Annotated in this window: 9 protein-coding genes; 4 read left to right on the top strand and 5 right to left on the bottom strand. The window is 35.3% G+C overall.

Annotated elements, in window-relative coordinates:
• The first annotated feature begins 352 nt into the window (after positions 1 to 352).
• The 4 genes from AC07N0_RS17320 (at position 353) to AC07N0_RS17335 (ending at position 5,307) form a co-directional block, all read left to right on the top strand.
• Positions 353 to 2,665: a TonB-dependent receptor gene (locus AC07N0_RS17320; protein ID WP_494590180.1), complete on the top strand. Its 2,313-nt coding sequence runs from the start codon at positions 353 to 355 to the stop codon at positions 2,663 to 2,665.
• A gap of 6 nt (positions 2,666 to 2,671) precedes the next feature.
• Positions 2,672 to 3,979 carry a DUF4374 domain-containing protein gene (locus tag AC07N0_RS17325; RefSeq protein WP_492803850.1) on the top strand — a complete coding sequence of 436 codons (1,308 nt, stop codon included), beginning with the start codon at positions 2,672 to 2,674 and terminating at the stop codon, positions 3,977 to 3,979.
• Between the two features lie 4 nt (positions 3,980 to 3,983).
• Positions 3,984 to 4,391, top strand: coding sequence for a hypothetical protein (locus AC07N0_RS17330; RefSeq protein WP_494590181.1), 408 nt, complete (start codon positions 3,984 to 3,986; stop codon positions 4,389 to 4,391).
• A 424-nt stretch (positions 4,392 to 4,815) separates the two neighbouring features.
• On the top strand, positions 4,816 to 5,307 hold the full coding sequence (locus AC07N0_RS17335; RefSeq protein WP_494590182.1) for a Fur family transcriptional regulator: 492 nt from the start codon (positions 4,816 to 4,818) through the stop codon (positions 5,305 to 5,307).
• Between the two features lie 69 nt (positions 5,308 to 5,376).
• On the opposite strand, the gene AC07N0_RS17340 is transcribed toward AC07N0_RS17335, so the two are convergent.
• From AC07N0_RS17340 to AC07N0_RS17360, 5 genes are all read right to left on the bottom strand, one after another.
• A complete protein-coding gene (locus AC07N0_RS17340; RefSeq protein ID WP_494590183.1) occupies positions 5,377 to 6,315 on the bottom strand; it encodes a dihydrodipicolinate synthase family protein in 939 nt (312 codons plus the stop codon).
• A 155-nt stretch (positions 6,316 to 6,470) separates the two neighbouring features.
• Entirely contained in the window at positions 6,471 to 8,021 is a 1,551-nt protein-coding gene (locus tag AC07N0_RS17345; RefSeq protein ID WP_494590184.1) for a sodium:solute symporter family protein, read from the bottom strand.
• A 168-nt stretch (positions 8,022 to 8,189) separates the two neighbouring features.
• Positions 8,190 to 11,705 (bottom strand): malectin domain-containing carbohydrate-binding protein, encoded by a 3,516-nt coding sequence (locus AC07N0_RS17350; protein ID WP_494590185.1) that lies wholly within the window; start codon positions 11,703 to 11,705, stop codon positions 8,190 to 8,192.
• Entirely contained in the window at positions 11,705 to 14,521 is a 2,817-nt protein-coding gene (locus AC07N0_RS17355) for a glycoside hydrolase family 95 protein (RefSeq protein WP_494590186.1), read from the bottom strand. The genes AC07N0_RS17350 and AC07N0_RS17355 overlap by 1 nt, the downstream gene beginning before the upstream one ends.
• A 129-nt stretch (positions 14,522 to 14,650) precedes the next feature.
• A complete protein-coding gene (locus tag AC07N0_RS17360; RefSeq protein WP_494590187.1) occupies positions 14,651 to 16,201 on the bottom strand; it encodes an MGH1-like glycoside hydrolase domain-containing protein in 1,551 nt (516 codons plus the stop codon).
• Positions 16,202 to 16,260: the final 59 nt, after the last annotated feature.

A 16,260-nucleotide genomic window follows, 5' to 3' on the forward strand; every position in this document is an offset into this window, starting at 1 on the left:
AAATCAGAAAACTATAAAACCATTTTTTCCCCAACACTGCAAATAACTGCACAACACTAGCAGATAAAATAAGGCTTGTGAGGTACATCAAAGAACCCATTACTCCTCCCCATTGATATATAAAAACACCCAAGGAAACAATGAAAAGAAATAAGCCTATTGGCTTTTCATAAGAAAACGGAATTGTTAAGAGATCTTTTGGAAAGTATTTTTCCTTTGAATAGTACAATAAAATTCCGATTAAGTTAAAGTATATAGCAATCATAAAATATTTTTTTGCAAATATTATTTTTATTTAGACTATTTCCAAATTAAAGTCTAATTTTGTTGCACAATAATCCTAATCCAAAAAATGAGACTAATTTTCCTTTTTATGTTAATGAGCTTTCAACTATTTGCTCAACAGAGTGCGGTTGATGGTGTAGTAAAAGATGCTCAAGGGCAGGCATTACCCTTTGTTACAGTATCGTTGAAGAATACGAAAAATGCAATTATCACAAATGTCGATGGGTATTACAAACTAACCAAGATTCCACATGGTGAGCATATCTTAGTTTTTAGTGCTGTGGGTTTTCAGACCTTAGAACATAAGTTCACAGTAAGCACTTCTTCTAAAACGGTTAATATTCAATTAGAAGCATCATCTAAAGAATTAGACGAAGTCACTGTCAAAGCAGCTGCGCAAGCTAAAGTGCAAGAAACAAAACCGCTTAGTATTAAAAGCATTGAAATTAAAGATGTTGTTAATCAAACTGTATTGTTAACAGACGTACTTGACAAAATTTCGGGCGTGCGTATTCGTAGGTCAAGTTCATTAGGCGAAGCTTCTGATATTTCAATTAACGGCTTGAGAGGGAATGCTATTAGGGTATATATCGACGGCATTCCAATGGAGTTTATGTATCCTTCATTTGATATTTCAAACTTACCATTGGGCAATATCAAGCGTGTAGACGTTTATAAGGGTGTTTTACCAGTCGACGTTGGTTCAGATGCCCTTGGTGGTGGTATTAATATTATCACAGAACAAAAAGCTTACAACACCTTCAAAGCCTCCTATAACATTGCCTCTTTCAATACCCACTTGACGGACATCAACCTTGGTCTGGCCAATAAAAAGAATTATTTCTTGAATGCTTCTTTCGGCTATAATTATTCAGATAATAATTACAAAATGAGAGCATTGGTGTATGAAACCAATAAATATGAACAAGTAAAACGTTTTCATGATACTTATCGCTTTTTGTATGGTAGCATTACAGTGGGTACTCATAGCAAACCTTGGGCTGATGAATTCAGACTTTCACTTAATTTATCGGGCGGAGATAAGGAATTACAGAATGGTGCAAGAATTACGAATACTGCTATAGGCGAAGCAAAATATACGGCAAGAAATTTATCTGCTGTATTAAAATATGAAAAGTCGTTCTTGAATGAAAAAATATTGTTGCGTACGCTTGGCAATTATACTGACCAATCTTTAAAATTTGTAGATACAACAACCAACGTATATAGTTGGAGCGGTAGCATCGTTGGTAAAAACCAAGCAGGCGAATATTATCTTGGAAATACTATCAATTATACACAAGGGCTAACTAACAGAACTAGTGTTGAATATCGAATCAATGACAAGCATAAATTGTTATTGTCGAACTTATATGCTAACCAGAAGTTAACGGGTGTTGATTATTTGAAAGAAAGTGGTGAAAGAGACTATTTAACGATACCGCAGTATTTAACCAAAAATATCGCTGGTTTACAGTATGAAGGTCTTTTCGGCGAGAAAACTACGTTATCTGGAGCCATCAAAAAATATGATTATATGTTGGATGGAGCAGAGAACAATACCTTCGCATTGGTTAAAAAGAATGGAAATTTTTGGGGTTGGAACATGGGTGCAAAGTATAACTTTAATGAAAATACTTTCATAAGGGCTTCCTTTGAAAGAGGATATTTAATCCCACTTTTCACCCAATTTGTAGGAAATGGAGGCGATATTCTTAGAAACACTGATTTATTACCTGAAAGTAGTGATAACCTAAATGTGGGGCTTTCTAATAATCATAAAATAGGCGACAATATTCAGTTAAGTACCTCATTAAGTGGTTTCTATCGCCAACAATACAATATCATTTATTTAGGAAGTTCAGTATTTAGAAGATATGAAAATGCTGACCAAGTTAGAACCTTAGGTGGTGAAGGAGACGTATCTGTTTGGTATAAAAGAGCCGTTAATCTGAAAGCAAACCTTACTATACTAAGTAAAACCTTTACGGCTGTTTTAGATACACGCAATAATTATTTAATCGGAACGGCTTTTCCAAATTACCCAACCACCTTTGGTAATGTAGAATTATCGTGGCAAAAAGCTAATTTTCTATCGCAAAAAAACCTGATTCGCTTCTATACTTTTTATAACTATATCGGAGCCTTCAATCACATTCTAGTAGCAGCTAGTAATTCTCCTAAAACAACCCCAGATGCCTATGTACCCGTACAGCATCGTGTTGATTTGGGTTGTTCTTACAAATTAAGCAAACAGAATCTTACCCTATCATTCAATATTCAAAATCTATTGAATGCAGAACTTTATGATAATTTCTTGGTGCCTAAGGCAGGTATCAATTTTAATGGAAAACTAATTTACGAAATCAATAATTTTTAAATCCTTATGAAAACGAATAAACTATTACTTTCTGTTTTACTTTTTGCTTCAGCTATCGCTTGTAAAACTGATGAACCCGTAGTAACAGAGGAATCTAAATATTTGGAAGAAGGCTATGTCCTTAGTACATTATCACAATCTACTGCCAGCAATGCTTTTTATATTGGTCATTACACCACTATCCCTGGTGATAATATGGATATGACAGCAAAGTCTTCTTATGAATATTTTTATCCTAGAGCTACTTGGAAAAACTTTATGTTTGGACAATCACTTAAAAATGAACAAACTCTTTCAAAGCAAGCTGTTTTAAAGTCAACAGGTTTAATGACCGAAGTTGCTTCTATTCCACTTCTAAGCTATGTTTGGGATGTTGAAATCATTAATGAAAACTTGGGTGTTTATACAACTGGTGTAAACCATTCGGTACATTTATTTAACCCAACTACTATGGAAAAATTGGGTGATATAGATATGTCAAAAGCGATGGATATTCCAGCCAACGATCGTAATAACTATAATACCATTATTTACAGAAAACAGGATAATAAGCTATTCCTTCCATTATATACTGACAATTCTAAAACTGGCAATTTTTATGATTCTCAGAATGTTTATGTAGAAGTAATCAACCTGACAACTAAGCAATGGGAAAAAACATTGACAATAGAGCAAGCAATGTATCCGATTTCGAGAGGTTTGGAAAATAGCATGGTTGATGAATCTGGTAATATTTATATTCTTACGCAAGGTTCTTATGGGCTTGATAACCAATTAGGGCCAAATGCAGCAAAGCGTTCTCGTCCCCAAATTTTAAAAATCCCTGCCAATACTACAGAATTTGATGCTACTTACAAATTCAATCCAGTTGATGGTATTGGCTTAAATAACCTATTAGTTCAATTAGCAATGGGTACTATTTATCATGAAAATGGTATTGCGTTTGCTGCTATATCAGGTCAATCTAACTCTGCAAGGGTACTTGAATTGGTTGGAAAATTAGCGAATGGCACTATCACAGCAGTTGAATACCAAGAATTATCTAACAGCGTATTTAATGACCCAGATCAACGTTGGGTAAAACTGGATTTGAATGCTAAAACAGCTGCTATTATTCAGGATATACCGCTTACAGCCGCTTATGCATATCCTTTTTCTTATAAATATGATAGCAAATTTTACTTTAATGTAAACAATGCAAATTTAGGATTAAACGGATATTACGTATATGACCCTGTTACGGGTAAGGCATCAAAAGCTATCAATATTGCTAAAGGTGGCGTTGTAAATCATTTTATTAAACTGACCAAATAAACTAATGAACAACGTACAAAAAATAATTACTCTCTGGATACTATTCGTAGTATGTATGATTCTCCATTTTAACTACCATGTTGGCGAGCTTTTTTATGGAATAGAGATTAAAAGACCTAATGCTACAGGAGTTGTACCGCCTAGTGCTGCCATCATTAGATTTATCTTTGAAATTTTGCCAATGTCTTTGATAACTTTTATTCTATTTATCGAAAAGCCTATCATTCGTAAAATCAATTTTGGTATTGCTGTAATCTTTGCGTTGGCTAATTTGGTCCATTTAGTTGAAGAATTTATGAGTCCTAAGTTAGATTTATCTCAGTTGAACCTACTAAGCTTTGTATTTATTAGTAGTTTATTACTGACTCTAGCAAGCTGGAGATGGTTAAAAGAAGACGATTTGAACGCTTAACAATGACGTAAAAATCATTGGGTTTGTTTTTCAGAAAGCTGTTACTTAAAATAAGTCTAAATAATTTTTGTTGTTTATTTAGATTTAGTCTAATATTGCATAATAATTAAAAGACTTATTTTTATTAACAGTTTTTAAGCTGAATCATTCTTAAACCAACATTTATGAAAAAGTTAACTTTCCTACTTACCTCTATTAAAGACTTGATTTATGCATAAAATGCCCTTTAGATTTTAAAGGGCATTTTATGCATCCTTTTTGCTTTTTAGTCTAAATAAGGTTGTTTTACTACGAACACATATATTCATAATATGCTGATTGTCAATTTATAATTTCTTTAATGGATAGTCTATCAACCTGATTACATTCTTCCCCTATTTTCCAAAAACAAGCAAGCATAGAAAATCAACACGCAAACATTAATATGGCTCTCTCAAATTTAAATACAGTTAAAATCTTCTTTAAAGAATTTTTAGATGCTAAAGGCTATCGTAAAACACATGAAAGGTTTACGATTTTAGAACACATCTATGAAAGGAACGACCATTTTGAAGCCGAAGAACTTTATATTGCCATGAAAGCCTTAAATTATCATGTCAGTAGAGCAACGGTTTATAATACCTTGGAGATTTTGGTTGAGGCTGAGCTAATTATAAAACATCAGTTTGGCAATAAAATTTCATCAAAATATGAAAAAGCTTACGGCCGTCGACAACATGACCACGTAGTATGTACTGATTGCCAGAAAGTTACAGAGTTTTGCGACCCGAGAATACAAAATATTCAAAATATGGTTGGTGAATTTTTTAATTGTGAAATCCTTCATCATTCCCTTACTTTTTATAGCAAATGTAAACAACAAGATTGCAGTGAAAAGCTAAAAATGAACGTTAAAGAAGATAGAAAGAAAGGCTAATAATATAAATAATAGCATCTTTAAATCATTCAGTATTACTACTTTGATTCAAAGATGCTTGGCAAAATTTTAATAATTTAAGGCTGGTTTTAAATCAAGTTCATCTTGCAAAACCCCATAATTACTGTATAATTTTTCTATCTCTTTCGTAATAGTAGATGTAAATGTACCTACTTTTCTACGCGTAAAAGTAGAAATATCTAAACCTCTTTTTTGAAGGAAATATTTTGAAACTATAGGATATACGTTGTGCATTACATCCATGTTATCTATCAAGAATTTTTGCACTCGCGCTACTTCTTTTTGCTGTAATACATCGTCATAATTATCACACAACCATACTATCAATTCAGGAAAATAATTGCCTTGTATACACGAAAGCCCCGCCGAACCCGCCTTTAATGATTCTACTGCATGACCCATATAGGCATCATAAAGTCCGAATTTACGTCCCGCAGTCAGGCTTATTTTTTCATTTACTTGGTCAATATCCAGACAAGTATCTTTATGATAAATTACCCTACCAGTCGCCACAAAATCTTTTAATTGGCTTGGCGAAAGTACTCTTTTATACGGAACAGGACATTCATAAAAACCGACAGGAATTGAATCAGTTTTGGCCAATAAAGAAAATACCCTCTCGTCGAATACTTCATCAGTTTCGTTTTCATCCGCTAATAAGCTGGTTATCAGGATAACAGCTTCTGTACCTGTATCATTTACTTTTTTTACAAAATCTGCTTGCTTTTCAATAGCACCACCAAATGTTCCCGTGGCTACTACAGGTACAGCCCCATTCACAACTTTAATTACGTGTTCGATTGACTGTATTCTTTCTTGATCTGAAAGCTCAAACATTTCACTTGAAAGACAATTGGCAAACAAACCACTTGCACCAGCCTCAAGATAAACCTCTGTTAGTTTTGTTAAAGCATCAAAATCTATATACCCATTGTCATTAAAAGGCGTAAGCATGACTGGGATAAATCCTTTTTTCGATTTTTCCATTTTTATTAAATTAGATAACCTGCTTTACCGATTCTTTTCAACAATAACAATGCATATAAGGCACGAAATCTTTGAAAAAATGGCACAGAGATTCTGGGGGGTAAAACAGTATTGTTTACCCCAAAAGTTTAAAGTGAAAAAAAAATATATTGTTTTTAACCTTGTTTTCTGTACTTAGTAATAAGAACTCCTGTGAGGAAAATGCTCAGAGTACCTATTACAATAATCATATTTTTATGTAGCGAACTTCTTAAAAAAGCATATTCTTCTGGAATACTTGATGAAAAGGTCATCCAAACAATTACTAAAATGCCTACTATTGTAGCAATCAATGCTTCATGATTTTTGCTTTGGCGACTAATGATTCCTAACAAAAACAAGCCTAACATTCCTGCTGCAAAAATGCCTGACAACTGCCACCACACATCCAAAACACTCTTTACGCCAATCATCGCAATGCCCGTTCCCATCCCTAATAAACCAAATACTACTGTTGCGATATGCAATATTTTCATCTGTTGTTTTTCACTAACGTCTTTCTTGATATAACGTTGAAAAATATCAACAGAAAAAACCGTAGCCGATGAATTCATTCCTGAACTGATGGTACTCATCGCCGCAGACAAAATAGCTGAAATAATTAAGCCCATTAAGCCCACTGGTATTTTTGTTACCATAAAATGTGGCATTACTTTATCACCATAATCTGCTGGTTGTAAAGTTGCCATGATTGTTTTAATTTCCGTCACAGAACCATTAGGAAAGCGTTCTACTGCTACTTGATGCTTAACGGCTTCAATCAATTCAGGATGTACTTGATAATAAGCAAACAAACACGCCCCTATTATAAAAAAAATCAAAGACGCGGGTAAGTATAACCATACACAAAGCCAAAGCGATTTGGAAGCCTCTTTCTCTGACGACGTTGTATGATAACGTTGTATATAATTTTGATCCATCCCAAAATTATTGAGATTAATAAAAAACCCATACAACAAAACCACCCAAAACGACGACTGTACAAAATCAGGAGAAAAACTCCCTAAACTAAATTTATGATTTACTTCGCCTATTTCTACAATTTTACTGACACCACCAGGCATTTCATTCACAATCAGATAGAGTATTAATAATGCCCCAAATGTCTTGATAACTGCCTGAACTACTTCTGTCCAGATAACTGCCTCAATACCGCCTAACACGGTGTAAATAATAATACAAACACCCATTACTAGCATGATTAATTCCATAGAATAACCCGTTAGTGCTTGTAAGCTAAGGGCTATCCCAAAAAAGATAGAACCCATTCTAGCCAATTGTGTTAATAAAAAACACACTACCGCATAAGTTCGTGCCCAAGCACCAAAACGATGCTCAAAGTGTGTATATGCTGATACTTCGCCCGTTTTTCGGTAAAATGGCACAAAATATTTTGATGCTACCCACGCTGCTAAAGGCATGGATAAGCTAAACACAAAGGCATTCCAATTACTCCCAAACGCTTTGCCAGGTACGCCTAAAAAAGTATTGCTACTCAAAAAAGTAGCATAGATAGATGCCCCTATTGCCCAACCTGGAATTTTACCAGAGGCTGTTGTAAATTGCTCAGCGTTTTTATTCTTTCTTGAAAAATAAAACCCTACCAAAACCATTCCTATCAAGTAAATAATAATAATGGCTAAATCAAAAACTGGAAGGTTTTTCATGTATTCTTAATACGGGATTGTATGATTATAAAACTGTATTTGGTTCTATATTCAACAGGACAAATATACAGTAGTATTTCTCTGATTATTTATAGGATTTTTCTTTAGTATTATACGATATTATCTTGTTACAAGTTTTTGCAAAGATTTTTTCGACAAATCAGCAATTTATTGCACATCAAGTGCGTCAATCGACAGGTTTTCAGCATCTTCCGAGGTCAGTTTTAACTGATAAGTCCCCGCATTTATCATCGTTCCTGTACTAGTATTATAGTAACTCCATTTCCCTTTTTTGGAAGGAGGAAAAACAATCAAATCATCTTTTTTGATTATTGTCCCGTTGGTCGTCACCATATCAAGCCTAACTTTCAATGATTGTTCCGTAGGATTATAATACTTTATGGTTAAGGAATATGTATCTGCCACACCAACGCCAATGGTCCATTCCATTGCACCTGCAGAAGGCTTTTTGAAAGAAACTCTTTCTTTTTCCATCAAAAATTCTTTCTTTACGCCTGTCCCTGATAATTGAGCATTGGTAGCTTTATAACTCTTGATGGTTTTTAAGTCATAAGCTGGTTCTATCGTACTAGTTTGATTAATCATCACTAAATAATGTGGTGATTTTTCTGAATTAGCCCCAAGTACAACCTTCTCTCCTTTCAAAAAGCGTTTTCTCAATACTTTAAATGACACTCCATTTTGATACGTTGTTTGAATCAAAAGTCCTGTTTCTTCAAAGCTAGCAAGCCACGCTGGTTTTTGCATTACTGTTTCAGCTATCGCCACAAAAACATCAACATTTTCGTTGACTGTAAAAGTAAGCTTTTCTGATGAATCATTTTTCGTAAACTGTAAGGATTCTGACCCGAACAAATTGGCTGGTAATGATACTATTTTCGCTTCGTCATCGGCATATAGTTTGTCACCAGTATCTAGCCAATGCTGAATTTTGCTTAAAGGTATTTCTTCCGATTGAATTAAACTCGAATTAGTAGCAGTTGCTTTTAATTTTTTATCTAAACTGGCTATCGCTATCGCTGAAATCAATGCTTGACCAGATTTGATATTCGGGAATGAAATGATTAATTGACCACCTGATATTTTTACTTTTATGGTTTTCTTCAAGGCTCCGTCATGCCCAGCTTCTTTCCAAATATCTAGGTTTTTCAATACTGTTTTTTCATTCACTGCTACATCAAACAAACGCCAACCTGTACAATCCATCCCACCTCCAGCGCCAAACCAAGGTTCAATAAAATATAATTCTACTAGATATTCTCCATCAGGCACATCAAAATGGTATTTTAATTTATCACGACCATAACGAAAGGTCTGAAACAATTTCCAATCAGACGTGCCTTTAATTGGGTCAAATGTTCTTCGTTGACTTGCAAAAAAATTAGGGATTCCCTCAAAATCATCCGTCCATGAACTAGAGCCCCAAGTATTTTTATTCGTCTTGTGTTGATCCGCTAACCATTTATTACCTTGTTTATCCGTCACTTGGTTTCCCCCACAGTTTACTCTGTATAAATAATGATAATCTTTTTGAGAGCTTACTAAGTCTTGTTTTCCTTGATAAAGTACCTTAAAATGTGGTGCCTCTGGAAGATGATTTAATACGATATAATCTTTGGCGACGGCTTTCCCATCTACACAAGCAACGGCATACAAAACATTGTATTGTATATCAACACCATCCCATTGAAAATGGCTACCTATTCCATTCCGTTTCCTTTTTCCTAAGGAAACATGATTCACATCATTAAACAATTCTACTTCATCAGCATTAGAATATACGATGATGCTATCTTTTTTACCTGTAGTTGTCCAACGGTCTGGCCAAGTATGCGAGGCAATATAAACCATTGGTTCTGTTATTTTAGATGCATAATTTGCCCGAAACATATAAAAAACATCTAATGGTTCTTCCCAAGGCGTCAATAAGCCTTTGTAATTAACAGGTCCAACACGGTCTAATTCACGTAGACCTTCGCCTCCTTGCACTCTCCCAGGGTTTTCGTGCGAATTAAAAAGCCAAAAGAAGTGACCCGTGGTTTTATCTTTAGCAGCTTCTGCTAAACGCACCTTCAATTCCATCAAATTGGTCATTTTATCTTCACTAAAACCCTCGTTTTTATGCAAATCTAAGGTTCGCCAAGCACCGTATTCACCAATTAATACTTGCCTTTCTACATCCTGACCATATAAGTTAGGGTCACCTCCATAAGTACCTGTCCAGTTTTGTGGAACATCCCAATCAGTCCCTTTTCCTCCATTACAAGTTGTTATCTTGCGTTGTGAAGATGCTGTAGGGTCAAGTTGACGAATAATATCGCTACATTCTCTGGCAAAATCCTCAGGTAAAGTACTTTCATTTTCTAAACCCCAGAGTACTATAGATGGACTATTTCTTCGTTCTTTAATCCAGTCTTTTAAAAGTGTCTTAAAGTTTTCTCTGAAAGCAGGCGTATCGTACCAGACATGAGCCGCCATTTGTGGCCACCAAAGTATGCCCGATTTATCCCAATATTGCTGATAAGCTAAATTATGTGGTTGGTGAGCATCTCGAAAAGCATTAAACCCAGCCGACTTGATTTGCTGTACTCTCGCATAAATTTGTTCTTTGCCAAAGGCATGGCTATTCCCGATTAGGTGTTCATATTCTGCGATGCCATTGATAAACACAGGTTTTCCATTCAATAGAAACTGTTTTGAATCCTTTTTTCCAATGGGCCAACTGATGGTACGGATACCATAATCCGTTTTCATTTCATCTATTTTTTTCCCATTTTGAAAAATACTTGTACGTAGTTGATATAGATACGGGTCAGCTAAAGACCAAAGGTGTGGGTGATTGATGGGAAAAAACTGTTGGTTAATGGTGACAGTAGCATTCGAAGCAGCTTTCTCTTGCGTCTCTGCTTTTGTTATGGTTATACCTGTTTTATCGATTAGTTCATTCAGTATCGTAATCGTTGCCGATGTTTTTCCATAATTCTTAATCTCTGTTATTAATTTCAGCGTAGCCGATTTTTCTGAAGCCGTTGAATCATTCCAGATATGAATACCAAAAGGTGCTATTCGTACTTCGTTAGTTACGATTAAATGAACTGGTCGGAAAATACCCATTGGTTGTGAGCCTTCAGAAAAACCTCGTTCAGGCGAACATCCCCCACAAACCCAAGGTAAATCTTGGATATTAGCAGGGTGGTCGGCACGAACCGCTAATGTATTTTCCTGATTATCAAGCAAAATATATGCTGTAACATCTAATGTAAAAGTAGTTCTTCCACCCGCATGCGTACCCATTTTTTTTCCATTTAGCCAAACAGTTGCATACGAGCTCACACCTTCAAAATATAAGAAAAAACGTTTCCCTAGTTTCTGTTCTTTTATTTTAAAGCTTTTGCGATACCATGCATAACCGTGCTTATTGCCATGTAGGATTCGTCTATATCCTTCATACTGGTCCCAATTATGTGGAACATTTACATTTTTCCAAGTTGCGACTGAAAATGTATTTTGCTCAAAATGGGCAAAAGCTTTGGAAAGGGTATCGTTTGCTGTAGTAAACCAATTGTTATCTAATGAAATATCCTTGCGAAGAAGTGTTTGTGCTTCGGAATGAGGGGACAAAAAAAGTGTCAGAATTAAAAAACGATATATGAATATTCTCATTATTGCAACGCTCCATTAAATGTATAAATTTTACCCTTCGTGGTTTTAAAATCAAGCACTTTATCCCCATACCTCAAAACACATTTTTCTCCTGCTTTTGATAATATTTTCAGACTTACCAGCTTTCCTTCTTTCCACGTAAAATCTAATTCAAAGCCACCTCGGGCTTTGATTCCCTTTACAGTTCCTTCTTTTAAATCACTTGGTAAAGCAGGCAATAAATCAAGGTATTTTGTATGGCTTTGAATGAGCATTTCAGCAATACCTGCGGCACCACCAAAATTACCATCAATTTGAAATGGTGGATGCGCATCAAATAAATTTACATACGACCCTCCTGCTCCACTCGCTGGACGAATCAGCATTTTAATCATTTTCATGGTATGGTCGCCATCTTTGAACCTAGCCCAGAAATTGATTTTCCAAGCCAAACTCCATCCCGTTCCTTCGTCTCCCCGATAAATTAATGATTGTCTCGCAGCCTTCATCATATCTGGCGATGTTTCCCAAGTAATGTCATTGCCAGGGTGAACTCCCCATAAATGCGATACATGACGATGTTTGCTAGTGGTATCATCTTTGTCTTCTAGCCACTCTTGCAACTGTCCGTATTTCCCAATTTGGTTAGGCGCTATCTGCTTATATTTCGTTATTAAAGTATCTCTAAAAGCTTTGTCAATTTTCAATACTTCACTGGCTTCAATACAGTTTTTGAATAAATTTCGAATGATTTGATGGTCCATTGTAGGACCTGCTACCAATCCCCCATTTTCAGGAGAATTAGAAGGTGTACTGATTAACCAACCCGTTTTAGGGTCTTTTACCAAGAAATCTACGAAAAACGCTGCCGCTCCTTTCATGATAGGATAAGCACGGTTTTTCAAGAAAGCTTTGTCTTGGGTAAATAAGTAATGTTCCCACAGGTGCTGACTCAACCATCCGCCCCCACTCACCCAAATACCATGATTCGAAGCATTGATAGGGGCCGTTCCACGCCAAATATCAGTATTGTGATGCACCAACCAACCTCGAGCATTATAATGCATTTTAGCAGTTTCAGCACCTTTTTTAGCTACTTCATCAATCATCTTGAAAAGAGATTCGTGCATAGGCGATAGGTTCAGGACTTCGGCTGGCCAATAATTCATTTCTGCATTAATGTTGGTGGTATATTTACTTCCCCAAGGTGGTGTTAGCAAGTCGTTCCAAATGCCTTGTAAATTAGCAGGATTCGTTCCTAATCTGGATGAAGAAATTAGCAAATACCGCCCATATTGAACATAGAGGGCTGCGAAAGATGGGTCTGAATGATGTTGAAATTGTTGTATCCTTTCATCTGTCGGCAACTTGTCCATATTATTTTTTCCAAAGTCAATTGAAAAAGTATTATAATATTGTTGGTATTCTTTCAGGTGGTTTTGTTTGACCGTAAGAAAAGCCTTTGGATTGGTAGTGGTAAGTTGTTGGATACTTTCAATCCTCTTTTTACAAATTTCTATTGGATTGGCAGATATATTTTCATAATCAATAAAATTGGTTGCTGCCACTAAATAAAGCGTTACATCATCTGATTGTTCAACTGAAATTTTATTGTCATTGACACTAATTTTCCCATTTTTAGCAACAATCAAGAGATTACTTTCTCCTTTCAAAACACCATTTCGAACTTTCACAGATAAGGATAAGGTATGAGTATCTATGTTGTGAACTTCAAAATATTTATGCGGGCTTGTCAAACTAGCTTCAAAACTAATACTTTTCAGTTGACTAGCTGAAAGATGTACCACTATTGCCTGATTGGGTTCACTGGCAAAATATTCTCGAGTAAAATCTATCCCTTTTGAGGTATAGCTTGTTTTAACAATAGCTTCTGAAAGTGATAATTCTCTTTTATAGTTAGTATAGTTTTCAGTCCCTTTAAAATCAAGGAATAAATCTCCAAAAGGCTGATAATCAGCCTGATATTTACCTACTGCTGGTGGTTCATCATCTTGAATAAAATATTTCCAATCTTTCACTAAAGATATTCTTTGTACGCCATTCTCTCCTACTGGATAAATCCCGATATGTCTGGTAGTGTCTTTATACCCTGCTATTCCACCTTTATCAAAGTAATTAATTATCTGAATAGCGATGCAATTTTTTCCTACTTTTAATACTTCAGCAGGAATCTCATATTTTCTAATATCTATGCTATTGGTTGTACCGATTAATTTTCCATTTACATAAGTAAAATCATGGTCACGGACTCTGTTTAAATCTAATATCAAGTTTTTACCTTGCCAATTCGCTGGTAAATCAAAAGTAGTCCTGAACCAAAGTGCCCCATCTAGCCCTTCCAGCCCTACCGTTTCCCAACCTTCATAAGTTGGCACTTTGATAGTCTTCCAAGCAGTATCATCAAATTTTTCGTCCGCAGGATTTCCAGAAAATTCTCTTAATAACTTTAATCCCTTTAACCAGTCTTCCCGTTGCCCTTCATTGCTTTTGGTTCCCATGAATTTTTCTTGAGCCAACAGTTCAGCCTCTTTTTGCTTTCCTTCTTGTAATAATCGTCGGATTTCGACTAAGTGCTGGGCAGCATTTGGACGATTATAATTCCTTGGTTCACCTGTCCACAACGTTTCTTCATTAAATTGTATTCTATCTTTCTCTACTCCTCCAAAAACCATTGCACCCAATCTACCATTTCCGATTGGTAAAGCGTCCGTCCATTTTTCCGCAGGCTTTTTGTACCAAAGTTTATAAGCTTGGGCATTGGTAAGCAATGGTAAAAAAATAAAAAGAAGGCTTTTGAGTAAAGAAGTGGATTTCATGATGAATAGTCTATGGATTTGTCAGTTAAGGGATTTAAGTATAACATTATGTATAAAAATATTACTCAACTCTTACTATTAGGAGGCGACTTAAGTCGCCTCCTAATAGTAAGAGTTGACACTGATAACTTATAAACTCACCTTTAAATGTTTTAATTTTTTAGCTTTGACTATTTGTTTTCCTTCAACAAATACCACAAAGCCTTTGCCTTTTCCGTATTTTTCCCCTGTTTTATCCCAAAGAATTGTTAGGTTTTTCCCGTGATAAAAAACGTTGTCTAAACAAAACCAATCCCATTGTTTTTCAGGAATTAATGGATTGATTTCTAATATATTATCGGCCCTAGGTTTTAGTCCTACCAAGTCATTAATAATCAAATCTGCAAAACTAGAATGATTGTAAAACTTACTTCTAGGATTATCTCCTTTTAGCCATTCTCCATTTTTTTCATCCTGATACTCACCCAAATACAACTTGCCATTCATTTGATGTGAATTGGCATATTTGAATAACTCATCATAAAAAACCTGTGAACTCATCGTTCCATGATTTTTGTAATTAGTAAGCAAATTAGATAACCCTTTCAACGTTTGCGTCGTGGCATAAGGCCAAAGTGGTCCGTCCCATTCACAACCATGACCAGAACCGTGAGTTCTAAATAATGGATGACGACGCTCGGCAGTCGTTAATCCCCAAGGAGCTTTAAAGCCCGAAGTGTCCGTCAATTGATTCCACGCAAGGGCAACATTGTATTTGTCTTCTGGTAAATTAAAATACCAAGGAATAAAACCTATTGCTTCACGAGCATCCGAAAAGCCATTTGTTTTTTCAAGTTTTACTTTGAAAAAAGAAGCCTTTTCATCCCACAAATTATCGAGTACCAATTTTCTAAGTACTATTGCTTTTTCCTCATATTTTTTTGCAATCGTATCATTATGAACGAGGTTTGCCATAGCAGTTAAGGCTTTGGCATTTCCGTACATATAGCTATTAATGGTAGGACGAATATTCTTCTCTTTTCTTCCGCCACTGATAGATTCTTCCATGGCATCTTTTACGTCAAATTGGTAGAAAAGCTGATTAGGTAATTGTTTTTCTACTTCCCATTTGCGATAATCAGCTTCCATTGTCAGAAGATTTTTTTCGATAAAAGCCTTATCTAAATTCACTAAATAACGATTGTATACTGCATTATCTATCCAACTACTAAATCCATGAAATCGTTGGACGGTATGCTTAGGGTCGACATCCAACCAAAAAGTAATATAATCGTTAATATATTGTTGGTTTCTGAGCCAACGTCCTTCATAGATATGATGCCCTAAAGCACTACTGACAGCATTGTGTTTACCTGCATGGTTTACTTTGGTAATAAATTCTGTAAAGATAAATCCATCAGCAGTTTGTTTAAGATGCTTCCGCAATGCCCACCAACGATAATAATATACTTTCTGAATGACCGAATCTGGACATTCAAACAATGGAATATTCTGAGAAAGCCATTCAAAAGATTGGGCATTTGGCACATAATTTACCACAGCTTCATCATCTGATGCATTAAATTCTGTTACAACCCTTTTTAGCTTATCTGTTGATAATATGGTTGCTTTTTGAGCAGAAGTATGATACCCTTGCCAAAGCAAAATCATTAATAAAAAAGAAAATTTTAATTTCATCATTCAAATCTATGTTTAAACCAATAAGGTTTTTGGATTAAAAACTCAAAGCTTTTAGCTAG

This window comes from Arcicella sp. GW821-FHT09D11, from assembly GCF_059416265.1.

Bases quoted from the DNA above. Each gene is read 5' to 3' on its own strand.
- AC07N0_RS17340 (WP_494590183.1), bottom strand. From the start codon at position 6,315: ATGGAAAAATCGAAAAAAGGATTTATCCCAGTCATGCTTACGCCTTTT.
- AC07N0_RS17350 (WP_494590185.1), bottom strand. From the start codon at position 11,705: ATGAGAATATTCATATATCGTTTTTTAATTCTGACACTTTTTTTGTCC.
- AC07N0_RS17360 (WP_494590187.1), bottom strand. From the start codon at position 16,201: ATGATGAAATTAAAATTTTCTTTTTTATTAATGATTTTGCTTTGGCAA.
- AC07N0_RS17355 (WP_494590186.1), bottom strand. From the start codon at position 14,521: ATGAAATCCACTTCTTTACTCAAAAGCCTTCTTTTTATTTTTTTACCA.
- AC07N0_RS17345 (WP_494590184.1), bottom strand. From the start codon at position 8,021: ATGAAAAACCTTCCAGTTTTTGATTTAGCCATTATTATTATTTACTTG.
- AC07N0_RS17325 (WP_492803850.1), top strand. From the start codon at position 2,672: ATGAAAACGAATAAACTATTACTTTCTGTTTTACTTTTTGCTTCAGCT.
- AC07N0_RS17320 (WP_494590180.1), top strand. From the start codon at position 353: ATGAGACTAATTTTCCTTTTTATGTTAATGAGCTTTCAACTATTTGCT.
- AC07N0_RS17335 (WP_494590182.1), top strand. From the start codon at position 4,816: ATGGCTCTCTCAAATTTAAATACAGTTAAAATCTTCTTTAAAGAATTT.
- AC07N0_RS17330 (WP_494590181.1), top strand. From the start codon at position 3,984: ATGAACAACGTACAAAAAATAATTACTCTCTGGATACTATTCGTAGTA.